The organism is Methylomonas sp. EFPC3, assembly GCF_029643245.1.
GTDB classification, from domain to species: Bacteria; Pseudomonadota; Gammaproteobacteria; order Methylococcales; family Methylomonadaceae; genus Methylomonas; species Methylomonas koyamae_B.
Map to the genome: position 1 here is coordinate 4,111,441 of NZ_CP116398.1, position 15,750 is coordinate 4,127,190.

Here is a 15,750-nt window from a genome sequence, read left to right on the forward strand (position 1 = left end):
TGCTGCCTCTGAATGAAAAGTTCGGTTATCGCCCGGTTTCGCCCAAGCGAATATCGATTTCAGGCAATTCCGCCTCGGCTTCCGGGACCGCGCGGGGGACGCCGATCCCGTCGAAAAACAGATCGATCCGTTTTTCGTTGCGGATTTTCAAGCCTTTGATGACCCGGCCGTTGGCTTTGCTCCATCGGCGGAATTGGGCCGGGACCCGGTCGAATTGTTGCTTGTTGACCACCGACAACAGGCTGGACTTGGCGAAGTTGCCGGTGCCGACGTTGTAGACGAAATCGCATAGCGCGGCGTATTGGCCGTCAGTCAAAGGCACTTTGGTTTTGGTCAGTACCGCGATTTGGGCGCGTTCCATGTCGGACACCAATAGCTCGCCGCCGCGCGGTTCGCTGATGCCGTTGCGGAACTCGGCCGGTTCGGTGCCGTTGCAGCGGGCTTGCTTGATCAGATGGCCGTAGCCGATGGTGCAGAAGTAGGCCACGTCGTGGTAGGGCAGGCTTCTGAAGCCTTCCATGAATTTGGTCAGGTCCAGGCCCTTGTCGTAAATCGGCCTGAGTTCCATGCCGGGCGGCAATACCGCCCGCTCGTCGGGTTCCAGAAAAATACCGGCCGTGATTTTTTCTTCGTCTTCGGCCCATTCCTGCGTCAGCGTGGTGCAAGCGGCGAGACATGAAATCAGGGCAAACGGTAGCAGGGCTTTGGCGATTGGCGTCCGTCGCAATTCCGGCCGGGCGAATGGCTGCGGCTTTGCCGGACTGCAACGGTTTGGTTGGGCGCGATCGGACGCCGGCTGGCGTGCCGCTCTCAGAATGGCTTTGTTGCGCATGATTCCCCCTCTAGCGTTGATGCTTTATTTAGTGGCCGGTACTGGTTTGCCGGATATCCGATCCGTTAGCGGCCGTTTGTTATGGTCGGGACGATCGAGGTCTTTTCGGAAAGGTCGGCCTCGACTCAGCTTTGCGTTAATGGGCCTAGCTCAAAATTGAATCTTTACTCCGCCGGAAACGATCTGGTTGCTGCCGTTTTCGATCAGTAACGCTTCGTAATCGACGAAGGCGGTAATGTTTTGCGGCAACAGCATCTGCACGCCGGTGGCCAGATTGACCCAGTTGCGTTCGGGCGCTCCGGTCGTAATTGGGTTCAGAACGGTCCCGGCCAGCGAGGCATTGATTTGCCGGCTCCGGTTTTCGAATTCGTGGACCCATTCGGCCCGAAAACGGGGGATGAATACGGTATATAAGCTGGGCACGCTGAAGGCGCGGCTGAGTTCGGCGCCGACCGTGGTTGTGAACGAGTCGATCGCTTGGCCGTTCATTTGGATGGGAGCAGAGCCCCTTAGCGCGCCGCCGCCATCTACTACGGCCGCTCCTTGTTCGGTATATCCGTCGATTTCGGTGTGGCTGTAGTCGCCGCGAACGAAGCCCCGTAAATTGAACCATTCCATTTGCTCTATGTAGCCGGCACCGAGACTGGTGAAAAACTGGTCGGCACCATAGCTGGCTGAGGCGTTACCGATGGTTACGTTGTTGGCAAGGGATGCGTTGACTGAGCGCAAGGAGTCGAATTCCAGCCGGCTGTAGCCTGCCAGAACGCTGACATAGCTTTGCGAGGAAGGAGAGTAAACCAGAAACGGAGCTACTCGGTAGGCGTCGGAGTTCAGATAACCGCTATTGAAATTCAAATCGCGGTCGGAATGCAGATAGCCCAGAGAAAGGCCGCCGGCAAATTGCTTGTCGAAGCGGTAATCCAGAATGGCGTTGGCATGTTGGGTGTTGACGTCGAAACCGGTTTGACCGCGGACATTGTTGCGGTCGCCGAAGCCGCCGCCGCCGCTAATCGAGATGCCGAATGGCCCTATGTAACTGGCATCGCCGCTGCCGCCGCCGCGTTTTCGACAATCTTCCCGGTCTTTGGCGGTTTTATCGGCCGCGTCGCAATCGTTAAGGCGTTGCAAGCGAGTATTGATTTTTTTGACGAAATCGTACGGTGACGTGATTGCAATCGAGTCTGCTTGCAGCGCCGCTTGCGGTGACAGCTGTTGTAGGGCAACGCCCGAATTTGAGCCGCAAAGCGCCTGCAGCGTAGTGATAGGGCCGCCGCACTGCGAGCTGATGGCTTGAAATACCGCAAGTTGGCCGGAACTGGCGACCCCGGCTTGGCCCAGCGTATTCATCGATCCGGTATTGATGCCGCTATCCGCATAACTCTGTGGGTTTACGGCAAGAGTTAGTGTGAAGCAAGCCAGCAGAAGCTGGAAAATTTTTTTGAGCCAAGCGATGTTATTCACGTTTCCCCCCTTGACAAAAGCCCAATCCGACGAACTGTGCGGGCTTATAGTAGTCCTGATTTGACGATTGTCAAACACTAATAATTTGCAGGTTCAATTGTCCTATCGGACTATTCGCAATGCGATGGACTAGCGAATACGGAGCGGGTGAAATGGCTGGCTTGATGACGACAGCAAAGCGTGGTAGGCGGGTATGCCGGCAAGCGTCGTCGACTAAAGCGGTTGGCCGGGAGAGGCGAATCAGATGGGACGGGATCGGCCGGTTTGCCGTTCGCAGTTATAACCCACCCTGTTTTTGACCGGTATTCCGTTCGGATTGGGCGTGTCGAAGCCGGAGGCTGCCGGCTGTCGACGCGTTTAGTAACCGGAAGGGCATCAAGAGAATGGTCTTTAGCCGGGGCGATAGATTGGTTTGGCAACGCCGCCAGTCGAGTCTGGCGGCGGGGAGTTGGGGATTACTCGGCGGAAGCCTCGCCTTCTATCAAGTGCAGCGCCGGCGCTTGGGCCGCGAATACTTCGGCGGCCAATGCCAAGGGCTTGGTAAAGCCCGGTATGGCCGGAATTTTCCAGGCCTTGCCAACGAATTTGGCCAGGATGTTCTGCAGCCAGGGTCGGTCGGAATGGGCGTGGTGCAGAATGAAACGGTAGCTTTCGCCGTCGTTGAACACGGCAAAATCCTCCAATACCACGTCTATCGTGAAATCCTCGCCGTACAAGCGGCTTTGCACATAGACCTTGCGCGCATCCAGATCGAAATTGAACTGGGTCAATTCGGCGATGCCTTTCATGACGTGGTTGGCGACCCAAACGATCAGCGAGTTGGGCGTTATTTTGATGGCGAATCGGATTAAATTGGCTGCTAAGCTCATAGTGGGCCTTCAACGGTGGATGGAAGTAAGCCGATGATTCTAATCGCAATCGAACCGCTTGGCCGCCAATTATTTTTACACCTTGTCTGACGCGGAATTGTTGAGATGAGCATACGCCGGGAACGTCTGCAGGCGGCTGTCGTCCAGCGGCTCGCCGACGGTGAAGTGATACAGGCTTTGCCAGTCATTGTCTTTTAACCCCAGTACGCCGTGTACCGCATCGTCGAAGAAGCAGCCGATGCCGGTGCCGCGCAGTCCGGCCGCTTCCGCCTCCAGATACAAAATCTGGCCGAGCAGGCCGCATTCCCAAAACAACCGGCGGTAGCGCCAAGCCTCGGCCGAGACGTTGTCGGCGAAGCGGGCCAGCATGCCCAGGCTGAAGGCGCTGTCGCTGGCAATCGGCTGATGGCAGGACAAGGTTTTCGCCGCCTGACGCACGTTGCCGGCTTGCAGTCGGTACCACTCGAACGGGGCGTCGATGCGTTGCCAGTTGTAGTCTGTGGAACAGGCGGGGCGGATTTCTGCCAAGGCTTCCACGCTGCGCGGCAGGAAATACAGGCCCGGTTCGAGGCCGTCGACGCGATGCACGAACAACACCAAATGCACCTGCGCCGGCCAGTTCCAGGCCGTGAACGGCGGCTTGGCGGCGGGGAGCAGCGCGGCGAGGATACGGTAAAAGTCGGCCAGCGGCAGCGGCGCCGATTTGCCGTTGAAATGTTGCGCGCTGCGGCGCTGGCGGATCAAACGGCTGGCGAGCTGGTCGTGGCTGACAGCGGGTAGCGAGGCGGCCGGTAATTCGAGCCGTTCCCGCAGCGTGGCGGGTTTGAGCGTGTGTTCGGCGACTTGGTCGATAATCGGCCAGCGGTAGAAGTGGCGGCCGCTCAAACGTTTGGTGCTACCGAACCATTCGGCGGACTGCAGTGCTTGCGACAAGGCCGCAGCGGAAAATTCACCCTCGGAGCCGTCACCGGTATCGATCCGGCACAACAGGTCCGGCGTTTCGCGTTCGTCGGCGACGAAATCCGCGTCGCGATCCAAACCCAGCCAAGTGCCGATTTCGGCGTCGCCGGTTTCGCTGAGCAACTCAACGTGCCAGCCCAGGCAGGCGGCGGCATAGCTCAACGCCGCCAGGGCATGGCCGATGTCGTGCTGGCAATAGCGGAATGCGCGTTCGCCGTATTTCCAGGCTTCCCGCCAATGGATGGACGACAAGCCAACGTACAAGCCGGCCGGCAAACCGGCGGCATCGAACCGGCAACGCCGTTCCAGATGGTGGTCGTGGCTGACGTAATGGTACACGCCCGGCGCCAATACCTCCGGCGCCGTGCTGAGCAGATAGGCTTCGGTCGGATGCAAATTGCCGCTGGACGGGTTGCAGCGCAAGGCCCAGCGGTCCGGGCCGAATTGCTTCCAGGCCGACAGGCCGAAACTGAGTTCCAGTAACAAGCCGAGATTGGAGACATTTAGCGGTTGAACGGGAATCAGCCCCGGCGCATCCAGCTCGGCGAACTTGCAGTCCAGTTCCGCACCTGGCTGCGGCAAAGCCAACGTTTCGCAGCCGTCGAACCGGCGGAACGGACTGGGCTGGTCGTCCCAATCCAGCGATGCCGGGCCTTTGGCGTAAGCATTCAGTTGGTGTTTGGTGCGTTGGTGGTACGCAAGTACCTGTTGGGAGTCGTCGCTCATAGCCTGTTGGTGCGAAATTGGGTGGGGCAGGGACTGGCGGCGTTGCGGAGAGGCATTGCGGCCGGGTGTCCCGCCGGTTAGTCGCGCGTGTATCAATGCGTCGTTACCGGCTCCAGGTCCGGAGCGATCAGATCTTCGGTCCAGCAACCGATCGGCCGACCCAAATTCAGTTCGCTGTCTTCGAAGCGTACCAAAAAAACGGTCAGCCCCGGGTCTTCTTCGACATGGCCTTTCATAACGATGACGCCGCGCGCTCCGGCTTCGGCCAGTATCGCACCTTCTTCGCTGTCCGGCATGCTGCCGTCGTCGATAATCGTATGCGCTGCGTACACGACGTCGCCCAAATCCAAGTCTTCTACGTTCATTCTGTACTCCTGTGAGTGGTTTGTAGCAAAGCCGACAAAATGTTGGGAAACGGCTTGCCGATCAGGGATGGCCGGCACGCTGTTGCTAGTTTTTTCAATAGCTTAGGCTGGAGAATCGCGCATGGCATGCTGGTTGCTTGAACGAGTTACAAGATCAATGCCAACCCGTTTCAGGAGACTTATCCATGATTACCCTTACCGAAAGCGCGATAAAAGCCGTGGGCCGTTTTATCAGCAGTTCCGACAAGCCCACCGGCGGTTTGCGCATCGAAGTGACCGACGGCGGCTGTTCCGGCCTGTCTTACGGCCTGCGCCTGGAAGCGAAAGAAAGCGAAGCCGATACCGTGATCGACTGCGGCGAAGTCAAAGTCTTCGTCGACCCGTTGAGCATGCCCAAGTTGGACGGCATGTCTATCGATTTCGTCGATAGCCTGGAAGGTTCAGGCTTTAAATTTACCAATCCCAACGCGGTGAAAAGCTGCGCCTGCGGTTCGTCGTTTACCACCGGCGATAACGGCGGCGCCCCTAAATCCTGTTCTTAAGTTTGCGAGGTTATTGCCATGTGGGATTATTCAGAAAAAGTTAAAGACCATTTCTTCAACCCGAAAAATGCCGGTGCGGTCGCCGGGGCCAATGCGATTGGCGAAGTGGGTTCCATCAGTTGCGGCGACGCTTTGCGGCTGACCTTGAAAGTCAACGAAGACACCGAAGTCATCGAAGACGCCGGCTTTCAAACCTTCGGCTGCGGCTCGGCGATTGCGTCGTCTTCCGTGTTGACCGAAATTATCAAAGGCATGACGCTGGACGAAGCGTTGAAAGTCACCAATCAGGATATCGCTGCCGAACTGGACGGCCTGCCGCCGGAAAAAATGCACTGCTCGGTAATGGGCCGGGAAGCGCTGCAAGCCGCCGTCGCCAACTATCGCGGTGAAGAATGGAAGGACGACCATGAAGAAGGCGCGCTGATTTGCAAATGCTTCGGTATCGATGCGGCAATGATCGAAGAGATGGTGTGGGCCAACAAACTGCGCACCGTCGAGGACGTCACCAACTTCACCAAGGCCGGCGGCGGTTGCGCTTCCTGCCATGAAGACATCGAAGGCCTCCTTGAAAAAGTGTTGAAAGAACGCGGCGAAAGCTTCGATCCGAACGCGGCTCCGGTCGCCAAACCGGCGCCGGTGGTAGCGGAGAAAGGACCGATGACCAATCTGCAGCGGATCAAGAAAATCGAGGAAGTGATCATGTCGTTCCGGCCGCAATTGATGGCCGACGGCGGCGACGTCGAGTTGGTGGAAGTGGTCGACAAGACTGCTTACGTCAACATGACCGGCGCCTGCAACGGCTGCCAAATGTCGGCGATGACCATCGCCGGTATTCAGCAACGCCTGATCGAAGTGATGGGCGAGTTCATCAAAGTCGTGCCGGCGTCGCAAATGCCGAAACTGGTGAATATCCAGGAGGCCGGTCATGCCTGATATCTATCTGGATAACAACGCCACGACCAAGGTGGACCGGGCCGTCGTCGATGCGATGATCCCCTATTTCACCGAATACTTCGGCAACCCGTCGTCGATTCACCGCTTCGCCGACGGCGTGGCGCGGGCGATCAAGAAGGCCCGCAGTCAAGTGCAGGAATTGCTGGGCGCGGAGCACGACTCGGAGATTATTTTTACCTCCTGCGGCACCGAATCCGATTCGACTGCGATCCTGTCGGCGATCAAATGCCAGCCTAACCGCAAGGAAATCATTACCACGGCGGTCGAGCATCCGGCGATTTTGAACCTGGTCGATAATCTGGAGAAAGAAGGCTACACCATCCACCGCTTACCGGTGGACAAGCGCGGCCGGATTAATCTGGAAGCCTATCAGGCCATGCTGTCGGATAAGGTTGCCATCGTTTCGGTGATGTGGGCCAACAACGAAACCGGCACCATTTTCCCAGTCGAGAAAATGGCCGAGATGGCCAATGCTGCCGGCGTGATGTTCCATACCGATGCGGTGCAGGCGGTCGGTAAAATTCCGATGATGCTGCAGGATACCAAGATCGACATGCTCAGTCTGTCCGGCCACAAATTGCACGCGCCGAAAGGTATCGGCGTGTTGTATCTGCGCCGCGGTACCCGCTTCCGGCCTTTGCTGCGCGGCGGCCACCAGGAGCGCGGCCGCCGGGCCGGCACCGAGAATACTGCATCCATCGTCGGTTTGGGAGTGGCTTGCGAACTGGCGCTGCAGCACATGGAGTTCGAGAACACCCAAGTCAAGGCCATGCGCGACAAGTTGGAGCAAGGCGTGGTCGAGGCGATTCCGCATTGCTTCATCACCGGCGACCTGAACAACCGCTTGCCGAATACCACCGACATTGCTTTCGAATACATCGAAGGCGAGGCGATCCTGATGCTGCTGAACAAGGCCGGCATTGCCGCGTCGAGCGGCTCGGCCTGTACTTCCGGCTCGCTGGAACCGTCGCACGTGATGCGGGCGATGGACATCCCTTACACCGCCGCCCACGGCACCATCCGCTTCTCGTTCTCGCGTTACAACACCATGAGCGAAGTGGACGAGGTGTTGAAAGTGATGCCGACCATCGTCGCCAACCTGCGCAAGCTGTCGCCGTACTGGGACAGTATCAACAACTGCCCGGTGGCCGACCCCGAGCAAGCCTTCCAGCCGACCTACGCCTGACGGCGAATACCGCGACACCGCTTTGATCGGCGGTGTTGCGGCGGCTTCGCCAAGCTTCTGCCCCGTCCCCAATCGCTTGGAGACGCCGATTTATTTGGAAACGAACTCCACCGTATTCAAGTCCACCTGAATTCTGATCTGGTTGTTGATCTGTTCCAGAGCCTGGCTGAGCCGGGTTTTGACCTGGCCGCCGTGGAGGGCACGCACCAGGAACTGGTCGTCTTCGCCGCTGCGTGCGGCCAGGAAGTTGTCCAGGTCGCGGCCGGGTTCGAATTCGCCGCCGACCCAGCGCAGGGCGTCCACGCAGCGACGGAAGATTTTGGGGTAGACCAGCACGCCGGTTTCAGGGCCGAGGTCGTCCAGCGTGGAGACGGTGAAACGCTTGCTGCGATCCAGTCGCCAGATGCCCCGCCGCGCGGTTTTGGCCTGCTGGTAGGCGGCGATCAGCCGGGTCTGGCTGTCGAAGGACAGGCCGCCGGAGTACAGGCCCAGGTAGGCGAGACCGCTGGCGACAGCGTGAAAATTGTAGGTTTTGCCGAGTAGGGCTTTGGTCAGTTTCACGTCCGCGCCGTCCTTGATCTTCTGCCGCGGCAACACAAAGGCGATGGGTCGGCCGTGGCCCTCGAAGCCGTCGCACAGTATCGCTGCCTCGGTTTCCCAGGCGAAGCCGCTGGGGGCGACCGCCCAGTCCCAGCCGGCGGGATCGAGGCCCAACCACTCCAGCAGACCGTTGCGGCTTTCCAGTCCGTGCGGTTGTTCGGCGCCGCCGTAGTGCAGCTCCGGCGTGTCTATCGCTTGAAAGCGCAATTGGTAACTTTCCTCGCCGCCGGCCTCGCTGGGCTGAGCGAAGCGGGGCAACCCCTGGAACAAGGTCATGTCGTCGGCGATGAAACGCATGCTGTCGCCGTCCGGCGATTGCCGTTGCCGCACGACGAGACGGCCTTTGATGTAGCGGTAATATCCTAATGACATGCTGACCTCGCTGCTGGGTTCGCGGCCGGTACGCTCGGCGCCCGGCCTGGTGGCTGGATGGGGCGTGCGGCCCGGATCATGCGCCGATTTCGGCCGGCCGGCAAATTTTTTGGGCAGGTTGAGGCGCAGTCCCCTCAGTTGAGCGGTGCGTTATGTCGGGTGGATTTATAGTGTCTCGACCATCGTGCGCACAAATTCCGGACGAATCCACTTGCCGGTAATGGGGTGAGGTGTCTTGGGCTAACAGGCCTAACTCGGATGTTCTGTGCTAATCTGCCCGGTATCGAAGCGCTGCCGCCTGCATTGTCCGTCTATGAATCAAAGCCGATCCTCTGTCAAACCGCAACCTCAAGCGGCCAACGACAGCACCGCCTTTATCGACAAAATCCGCCCCGACAGTGGCGTTGCCGAACCGGTTTATAAGCAGTTGTTGCGCCGCATCGTGCAATTGATCGAGTCAGGCGAGCTCGGCGACGGCTTTAGCTTGCCATCCGAGCGGGCCCTGGCCGAAGCGCTGGCTTTGAGTCGCACCACCGTCCGCCGCTGCTATGAAGAATTGCGGGCGCAAGACCATATCGATACCCATGGCCGCGCCGGGGTGACGGTAAAAGCGGCGCCGCAACGGATCGCGCCGGAGATGGGGCGGTTGAAGGGTTTTACCGAAGAAATGCGCGAACTCGGCATGGTGGCGTCGACCCGGATTTTGGAGCAGGGCATCGTCGAGGACCGCACCATTGCCTCGATCTTCAATCGGCCGGCATCCAACCGTTTTTTTAGAATTGTGCGTTTGCGTCTGGGCGACGGCAATCCGATGTCGCGCGAAGTCGCTTGGTACGATTTGACCCCGGCGCCGGATTTCGCGCAATGGAACGGCGACGGTTCCGCCTACCAATTTTTACAGGAACGCTGCGGTTTGAGCTTGCAACGCGCCGACCAGACCATCGAAGCCGTCATCTGCAATCAGGCGGAAATGCGGGTATTCGGTTTCGAACAGCCCGGCCCTTGTTTGCTGCTGAAGCGAAAAACCTATACCGACCAAGGCACGATGGTCGAGTACGTCGAGGGCACCTTTCGCGGCGACGCCTATACCTATCGGGTCGAGCTCAAAATGCCCGGCTGATCCGTCGAATCCCAGGCGCAGGCCGGCTAGCCATAAACGCTGTCAGTGCTGCATTGTCCGGCAAATGCGCCAAAACCCCGTCGCGCTCGGCGATAAAAGCGCCGCAAGCATTGGCTGCAAGCAGCGCGTGCTCGGGCGGGTAACGATCCTGCGCCCACAGCCATCCGGCGCTGAACGCATCGCCGGCGCCGGTGGCGTCGCGCACCTCGACCGGCCAGGCCCCGACGTGAATCACTTCCTGCCGCCCCAGTGCGACGCAGCCTTGGTCTCCCAGCGTCACGATCAACCAATCGCCTTGCCAAGCGATGGTATCGGCCATTTCCGGCAATAACTCCAGCCACCGTTCCGCCGATAAAGTCAGCCGCGCGCCGTTATCGGCAAACAGCGTCGCCGCTTCGGCGGCGTTGACGATCATCGTGTCGGTAAGCGCAAGCAATTCCGACGTAATCGGCCGCCACGGCGACGGATTCAGCACCGTGTAACTGCCGAGCCGGCGTGCCGCCGAGAACGCCGCCAAGACCGATTCCAGCGGGATTTCCAGTTGGGCGTAAACCCGGCGCGGACGCGACCGGTCCAAGGCATCGCAAACCATAGCCGGAGTGAGGTGAGCATTGGCGCCGGGGAATACGGCGATGACGTTATCGCCGCGGGCGTCGATCAAGCCCACGCCGTAGCCGGATTGCGCGGCGCAAACAATTACCCAGCGCGTATCAAGCCCCATCTGCGACAACTCTGCGCTAATTTGCCGGCCGCCGTTGTCGTCGCCGACCGGCAGCAGTAATGCCGTTTCCGCCGCCAGGGCGTGCAAAGCCACGCCGACGTTCAAGCCTTTGCCGCCATGTTCCGACCAATAACCTGCGGCCAGCAACGATTGGCCGGCTGCCGGTAAATCCGGAACTTGTAAACAATTGGCCTGTACATAGCTGCCTAAAACCAGCGTTAGCATAAAGCGTCCTGACGGAGTTAAAAAAGCCAATAGCCTAAAGCCAAACGCCGGCAGACGCACGGTAATATTTGGTATTGTTTTGGTATCCATATGGCATTACACTCCCGGCCGACGGTGGCTGGAGGCAGCGCATCGCATTTTCTGAGAATTTCGGAGCGATCATGAATCGATTTCATTACACGACATTGGCGTGCTTGCTGGTCACAAGCTCTTCCGCCTGGTCTTACTCAACTTCCGTAGAAACCGGTGCGAGTGCGGGTTTCTCGTCCGGACGGTCGCTGGCAAGCGACTTGAACACCGACAGCCACATCGACCAGGACTCTTTCACCTCGGCATCCGCGAGCATCGACGGCTATTCTGCCAGTGCGTTCGCCTCCGCCGGCGTGGGCGTGTTGAAGGCTTATGCGGGGGCCAACATCGAAAAAGGGGCGCTGGATTCGACTAGCTACGCCAAGTCACTCTTTAGCGACACCATCAAAATCAGCGGATCCGGCGCTGCGCGGTCGACTCAAATCGTGCTGAATTTTCGGGTGGAGGGCGGCATCAGCGGTATCGGTGCAGCCAGCGGTTTCATCAACTTCGCCGGCGGCAATATTACCTTTGCGCACAACTACTACAGCGCGCCTGTATATACCTGCGACACCGGCGCCTGCGATGGCGGCGCGGTCTTTTGGGTTCCCACCAATACCGAACTCGCGATTAGCGGCTTACTACAGGTAGCGGCGACTGCGGATGGCTACGGCGGATTGTTCGACCCAAAGAAACGACACGCGGAAACCGATTTCAGCCATACCGCGCGGACCTTCATCAGCGTGCTGGATCCCAATTATTCGTTGAGCAGCCAAAGCGGATACAGCTATGCAGCGGTGCCGCTGCCGGCGGCGACCTGGCTGTTCGTTAGTGGTTTGGGCTTGCTGGGTTTTGGCAAGCGTCGTTCAAGTTTGGCCGGTTAAGCCGGGAGGGAATCATGAACAGAATCTATTGCTTGGTAATGGCGAGTTTGCTATCGGTCAGCACTTCGGCGACGGCCTATTCGACTTCGGTCGAAGCCAGTGCCAGTGCGGCAAACGGTGTGGACAGCGAATTGAATGTCGATGCACATGTGGATTTGCCCGCGGTAGCATCGGCACTGGCAACTTATGAAGGCTATGCCGCCAGCGCTTTTGCCTCGGCGAATGCCGGGGTGTTGAAAGCCTACGCGGCGGCCAGCGTAGAGAGCGGAACGTCAACTTCCGCTGCATTTGCTAAATCGATCTTTAGCGACACCATCAGGTTAAATGGAGCCAGCAATCTGCGGTTTGTCCAGGTTTTGCTCAATTTTCGTGTCGAGGGCGGCATTAGCGGTCCCGGCGGCGCATCCGGATTCGTCGAACTTGGCGGTAGTCAAGGCAAAATTGACTTTGCGCAATCGTACTACTCTGCGCCTGCCTTTACCTGCGGCACCTGGTCGGGCGACACCGGGGCTTGCGATGGTACGGCTATCTTTGCCCTGCGCACCAATACCGATATTTCGATAAGCGGATTACTGAGCGTTGCTGCCGGAGCCGATGGTTACCTCGGTTTGTTCGATCCATTCAGGAAGCGCTCGCAAGTTGACTTCAGCCATACCGCGCGCACCTTTATCAGCGTGCTCGATCCAAATTACCAATTGACCAGTCAAAGCGGCTATAGCTATGCACCGGTGCCCCTGCCGCCGGCCTTGGCATTGTTCGCCGTCGGTCTGGCGGCTATCGCACCTAAGCGTCGGTTGGCAAGCATTTCGCGGTCGGTTTAGCGTTCGGCTGGTCGATGGCGTTCGCTCTGGCGCGGCTCGCAGCCTACGCTTAAAGAAACACGATACCAGCCGCAGTCTCATCTTTGGGTTGCGATACGACGTTTACCATACCCTCTCGGGGCGCCAGGCACGGTGCTTGGCGGCCCCGTCTCTTATGGTTCCATTTCACATCGATTGAGCCAGCGCGTATTGATGCGGCTGGATCAATGGCCGGACTCGGCCTAATCAGGCGGTGCCGCCAACTTCATTAGCCATTGTAGGGTTTCCGACAATGTGTTTTTTCGATTCCGGTTTTTCTTGTCGTTATCCCGCCAAACCGCAGTTGCCAATGCCGCAAAACGCCGGTTTCCGGCAGTTGGCAAGTGTTTTGCATTATCTCTGACAAAGGCGTTACCCCAGCAAAACCGCAATCGACGTTCCGCCAGAGGTGAAGAATGCAAGCTCAAAACCGACACATCATCATCGACGACACCACGTTGCGCGACGGCGAACAGTCGGCTGGCGTGGTGTTTTCGCTGGAGGAAAAGCTGGCGATCGCGGAACGGCTGGCGGGCTTGGGCGTGCCGGAACTGGAAATTGGCATCCCGGCGATGGGTGGCCAGGAACGGGCCGAAATCGAAGCCATTGCGGCGCTGAACTTGCCCTGCAATCTGCTGGTGTGGTCGCGGATGCGCGACGACGACCTGCAACATTGTCTGGGCTTGGGCGTCGGCATGGTCGATTTGTCGATATCCGCCTCCGACCAGCATATCCAACACAAATTGAAACAAAGCCGGGCCTGGGTGTTAGCCACCATCGACCGCTGCGTCAAAGCCGCAATCGACGCCGGCTTGCAGGTTTGCGTCGGTGCCGAAGACGCCTCCCGCGCCGATAGCGATTTCCTGGCGCAAATGGCCGAAGCCGCGCAAAGCGCCGGTGCGATTCGGATTCGCTTTGCCGACACGGTCGGCATTATGGAGCCGTTCGGCACCTTCGAAGCGATCCGCAAGCTGCGCAGCATCACCGATATGGATATCGAGATGCACGCCCACGACGATCTGGGCTTGGCGACTGCCAACAGTCTGGCCGCCGCCTTTGCCGGCGCCACTCACTTGAATACCACCGTCAACGGCCTCGGCGAACGCGCCGGCAACGCCGCGCTGGAAGAAGTCGTGGTCGGCCTGAAGCAACTGTACGGCTTCGAAACCGGCGTCGATCTGCGCAATTTCCCGGAATTGTCCCATCAGGTGGCGACCGCCTCCGGCGACACCATCGGCAGCCGTAAAAGCCTGATCGGCCGCGATGTATTCAGCCACGAAGCCGGCATCCATGTCGACGGTCTGCTGAAAGATCCCAACAACTATCAAGGCGTCGACCCGGCCTTGGTCGGCCGCAGCCACCGGCTGGTGTTGGGCAAGCATTCCGGCAGCCAGGGCGTGATGCATGCCTATCGGCAATTGGGGATCCAGATTAACCGCTGGCAGGCCGGCCGCCTGCTGCCGCTGATTCGCGAGTTTGTCAGCCTGCACAAACGCGAACCGCAATCCACCGATTTGAACCAGTTTTTACACAGCCTATAGCGAGGTGTGCGATGAGTAGTAACCGTCAACAATCCGTAGCGAAAACCACCGGCAAAGTCGAAGCCCCTGTCGCCAATCCCGACCAGCGCGAGCTGCCGGACGAGCGCTATCCGGGTACGTTTTTCCGGGTGCCGGGCGTGCCGATGCCGGGCAAAACCACCTGGAGCTTGGCAAAATGATGCTGTTCTCGCCGTCGCGGCTTGCGCCCAAACCCAGCCTTTGGCAGGACTGGCGGGAAGACGTGGCGTGCGTTTTCGCCCGCGATCCGGCGGCCCGCAATGTGTTCGAAGTGTTGTTCGCCTATCCCGGCGTACACGCCGTGCTGATCTATCGGGTTACCCACCGGCTGTGGCTGGCGGAGTGGAAATTTGCGGCGCGGTTTCTGGCCGCGTTCGGCCGCTGGTTGACCAACGTCGATATCCATCCCGGCGCGACCATAGGCAAACGCTTCTTCATCGACCACGGCGCCTGTGTCGTGATCGGCGAGACCGCCGAAATCGGCAATGACGTGACCATGTACCACGGCGTGACGCTGGGCGGCACCACCTGGCATAAAACCAAGCGCCATCCGACCTTGGGCAATAACGTGCTGGTCGGCGCCGGCGCCAAGATTCTGGGTGCAATCACGCTGGGCGATAACGTCCGGGTCGGCGCCAACTCGGTGGTGGTCAAGGACGTGCCGCCGTGCTGCACCGTGATCGGCATTCCGGGACGGATCATTCAGCAAAAAGGCGTCAAGATTCAAGACCCGCGCGGCATCGATCTGGACCACCACCTGGTGCCGGACCCGATCGGCAAGGCCATCAACTGCCTGGTCGAACGTCTGGACGAGCTGGAGCACAATCAAAAGCGTTTCGTCGTCGCCGAAGACACTTGCGGCAGTTGCGAAGCGGAAGGCGTCTGCCACGGCGACGAGGTGGTGCAATTGAAACAGGCGGCAGGTGGTCAGTAATGGATTTGCTGCAGTTCGAAGCCGAGGATTTGTACTACGAGCAGGAAGACAGCCCGGAAGTCCAGGAATTGATCAAGTACGCCTCCGAGCGTTACGCCACCGGCGAAGCCGAGTTGCCGCTGCTGCAAGCTTACTTGCGGGCACCGGAATCGTTAAACGTTCTGGTGTCGTTGAACCGGTTTTATTACTACCAGCATCGGCTGCAGGAAGCCTTGCTGATCTCCGAGAAAGCCTTGGTGCTGATCCGGCCCGGCATCGGTTTCCCGGCAGACTGGCGAGACGTAAACCTCGGCTTGATCAGCGACGCGCCGAAAGAGTTGTTGACCCGAATCAGGTTGTATCTGTTTACCTTGAAATCGATCGGTTTCTTGAATATGCGGCTGGAAAATCTGGAGTTGGCCAAAGCCATTTTCGAAAAACTGGTGGAGTTGGACGACATGGACCGGATCGGCGCCAAGGGCTTATTGGAAATGGTGGTCCGGCGCCAGGAAGCCGATGAAGGGATTTTCCGCTTGTTCGGGTGAAGCCGCCC

Annotated in this window: 17 protein-coding genes; 10 read left to right on the plus strand and 7 right to left on the minus strand. The window is 59.0% G+C overall.

The genetic code is table 11. The annotated features are described in order from the left end of the window. Positions 1 to 25 precede the first annotated feature (25 nt). From PL263_RS18665 to PL263_RS18685, 5 genes are all read right to left on the minus strand, one after another. Positions 26 to 832 (minus strand): lysozyme, encoded by an 807-nt coding sequence (locus PL263_RS18665; protein ID WP_278210805.1) that lies wholly within the window; start codon positions 830 to 832, stop codon positions 26 to 28. A gap of 150 nt (positions 833 to 982) precedes the next feature. Then, the gene (locus tag PL263_RS18670; RefSeq protein WP_278210806.1) at positions 983 to 2,293 is read right to left on the minus strand and encodes an autotransporter outer membrane beta-barrel domain-containing protein; all 1,311 of its coding nucleotides are present in this window, start codon (positions 2,291 to 2,293) and stop codon (positions 983 to 985) included. A gap of 455 nt (positions 2,294 to 2,748) precedes the next feature. Then, complete coding sequence (locus PL263_RS18675; protein WP_278210807.1) at positions 2,749 to 3,162, minus strand: hypothetical protein; 414 nt, start codon at positions 3,160 to 3,162, stop codon at positions 2,749 to 2,751. Positions 3,163 to 3,237: 75 nt separating this feature from the next. Beyond that, a complete protein-coding gene (locus tag PL263_RS18680) occupies positions 3,238 to 4,848 on the minus strand; it encodes a SagB/ThcOx family dehydrogenase (protein ID WP_278210808.1) in 1,611 nt (536 codons plus the stop codon). 92 nt (positions 4,849 to 4,940) lie between these two features. Continuing rightward, complete coding sequence (locus tag PL263_RS18685; RefSeq protein WP_278210809.1) at positions 4,941 to 5,213, minus strand: nitrogen fixation protein NifZ; 273 nt, start codon at positions 5,211 to 5,213, stop codon at positions 4,941 to 4,943. 185 nt (positions 5,214 to 5,398) lie between these two features. On the opposite strand from PL263_RS18685, the gene PL263_RS18690 reads away from it, so the two are divergent. From PL263_RS18690 to nifS, 3 genes are read left to right on the plus strand one after another with little or no spacing between them, the layout of a single operon-like run. Further along, the gene (locus PL263_RS18690) at positions 5,399 to 5,755 is read left to right on the plus strand and encodes an iron-sulfur cluster assembly accessory protein (protein WP_140911688.1); all 357 of its coding nucleotides are present in this window, start codon (positions 5,399 to 5,401) and stop codon (positions 5,753 to 5,755) included. An 18-nt stretch (positions 5,756 to 5,773) separates the two neighbouring features. Next, positions 5,774 to 6,688, plus strand: coding sequence for a Fe-S cluster assembly protein NifU (gene nifU / locus PL263_RS18695; RefSeq protein WP_278210810.1), 915 nt, complete (start codon positions 5,774 to 5,776; stop codon positions 6,686 to 6,688). Beyond that, complete coding sequence (nifS, locus tag PL263_RS18700) at positions 6,681 to 7,895, plus strand: cysteine desulfurase NifS (protein ID WP_140911690.1); 1,215 nt, start codon at positions 6,681 to 6,683, stop codon at positions 7,893 to 7,895. The genes nifU and nifS overlap by 8 nt, the downstream gene beginning before the upstream one ends. A gap of 90 nt (positions 7,896 to 7,985) precedes the next feature. Here nifS and PL263_RS18705 read toward each other — a convergent pair whose 3' ends face one another. Then, positions 7,986 to 8,867, minus strand: a complete 882-nt coding sequence (locus tag PL263_RS18705; protein WP_278210811.1) for a hypothetical protein — start codon at positions 8,865 to 8,867, stop codon at positions 7,986 to 7,988. Positions 8,868 to 9,180: 313 nt separating this feature from the next. Between PL263_RS18705 and PL263_RS18710 the strand changes: the two genes are divergently transcribed. Next, positions 9,181 to 9,987: a GntR family transcriptional regulator gene (locus tag PL263_RS18710; RefSeq protein ID WP_140911692.1), complete on the plus strand. Its 807-nt coding sequence runs from the start codon at positions 9,181 to 9,183 to the stop codon at positions 9,985 to 9,987. Here the strand turns inward: PL263_RS18710 and PL263_RS18715 are convergent. Continuing rightward, on the minus strand, positions 9,971 to 10,933 hold the full coding sequence (locus PL263_RS18715; RefSeq protein WP_278210812.1) for a PfkB family carbohydrate kinase: 963 nt from the start codon (positions 10,931 to 10,933) through the stop codon (positions 9,971 to 9,973). The genes PL263_RS18710 and PL263_RS18715 overlap by 17 nt on opposite strands. 68 nt (positions 10,934 to 11,001) lie before the next feature. Here PL263_RS18715 and PL263_RS18720 point away from each other — a divergent pair, with 68 nt between their 5' ends. The 6 genes from PL263_RS18720 (at position 11,002) to PL263_RS18745 (ending at position 15,742) form a co-directional block, all read left to right on the plus strand. Next, entirely contained in the window at positions 11,002 to 11,886 is an 885-nt protein-coding gene (locus tag PL263_RS18720) for a hypothetical protein (protein ID WP_278210813.1), read from the plus strand. Positions 11,887 to 11,900: 14 nt separating this feature from the next. Further along, positions 11,901 to 12,707 (plus strand): hypothetical protein, encoded by an 807-nt coding sequence (locus PL263_RS18725; protein ID WP_278210814.1) that lies wholly within the window; start codon positions 11,901 to 11,903, stop codon positions 12,705 to 12,707. A gap of 434 nt (positions 12,708 to 13,141) precedes the next feature. Then, complete coding sequence (nifV, locus tag PL263_RS18730; protein ID WP_278210815.1) at positions 13,142 to 14,266, plus strand: homocitrate synthase; 1,125 nt, start codon at positions 13,142 to 13,144, stop codon at positions 14,264 to 14,266. Between the two features lie 11 nt (positions 14,267 to 14,277). Next, positions 14,278 to 14,445 carry a hypothetical protein gene (locus PL263_RS18735; RefSeq protein WP_278210816.1) on the plus strand — a complete coding sequence of 56 codons (168 nt, stop codon included), beginning with the start codon at positions 14,278 to 14,280 and terminating at the stop codon, positions 14,443 to 14,445. Continuing rightward, positions 14,442 to 15,218, plus strand: a complete 777-nt coding sequence (cysE, locus tag PL263_RS18740; RefSeq protein WP_278210817.1) for a serine O-acetyltransferase — start codon at positions 14,442 to 14,444, stop codon at positions 15,216 to 15,218. The genes PL263_RS18735 and cysE overlap by 4 nt, the downstream gene beginning before the upstream one ends. Beyond that, positions 15,218 to 15,742 (plus strand): hypothetical protein, encoded by a 525-nt coding sequence (locus PL263_RS18745; protein WP_140911697.1) that lies wholly within the window; start codon positions 15,218 to 15,220, stop codon positions 15,740 to 15,742. The genes cysE and PL263_RS18745 overlap by 1 nt, the downstream gene beginning before the upstream one ends. The last annotated feature ends 8 nt before the right edge of the window (positions 15,743 to 15,750 follow it).

Excerpts from the sequence above, each read along its gene's own strand:
- PL263_RS18665 (WP_278210805.1), bottom strand. The coding sequence starts at position 832 with ATGCGCAACAAAGCCATTCTGAGAGCGGCACGCCAGCCGGCGTCCGAT.
- PL263_RS18675 (WP_278210807.1), bottom strand. The coding sequence starts at position 3,162 with ATGAGCTTAGCAGCCAATTTAATCCGATTCGCCATCAAAATAACGCCC.
- PL263_RS18680 (WP_278210808.1), bottom strand. The coding sequence starts at position 4,848 with ATGAGCGACGACTCCCAACAGGTACTTGCGTACCACCAACGCACCAAA.
- PL263_RS18685 (WP_278210809.1), bottom strand. The coding sequence starts at position 5,213 with ATGAACGTAGAAGACTTGGATTTGGGCGACGTCGTGTACGCAGCGCAT.
- PL263_RS18690 (WP_140911688.1), top strand. The coding sequence starts at position 5,399 with ATGATTACCCTTACCGAAAGCGCGATAAAAGCCGTGGGCCGTTTTATC.
- nifU (WP_278210810.1), top strand. The coding sequence starts at position 5,774 with ATGTGGGATTATTCAGAAAAAGTTAAAGACCATTTCTTCAACCCGAAA.
- nifS (WP_140911690.1), top strand. The coding sequence starts at position 6,681 with ATGCCTGATATCTATCTGGATAACAACGCCACGACCAAGGTGGACCGG.
- PL263_RS18705 (WP_278210811.1), bottom strand. The coding sequence starts at position 8,867 with ATGTCATTAGGATATTACCGCTACATCAAAGGCCGTCTCGTCGTGCGG.
- PL263_RS18710 (WP_140911692.1), top strand. The coding sequence starts at position 9,181 with ATGAATCAAAGCCGATCCTCTGTCAAACCGCAACCTCAAGCGGCCAAC.
- PL263_RS18715 (WP_278210812.1), bottom strand. The coding sequence starts at position 10,933 with ATGCTAACGCTGGTTTTAGGCAGCTATGTACAGGCCAATTGTTTACAA.
- PL263_RS18725 (WP_278210814.1), top strand. The coding sequence starts at position 11,901 with ATGAACAGAATCTATTGCTTGGTAATGGCGAGTTTGCTATCGGTCAGC.
- nifV (WP_278210815.1), top strand. The coding sequence starts at position 13,142 with ATGCAAGCTCAAAACCGACACATCATCATCGACGACACCACGTTGCGC.
- PL263_RS18735 (WP_278210816.1), top strand. The coding sequence starts at position 14,278 with ATGAGTAGTAACCGTCAACAATCCGTAGCGAAAACCACCGGCAAAGTC.
- cysE (WP_278210817.1), top strand. The coding sequence starts at position 14,442 with ATGATGCTGTTCTCGCCGTCGCGGCTTGCGCCCAAACCCAGCCTTTGG.
- PL263_RS18745 (WP_140911697.1), top strand. The coding sequence starts at position 15,218 with ATGGATTTGCTGCAGTTCGAAGCCGAGGATTTGTACTACGAGCAGGAA.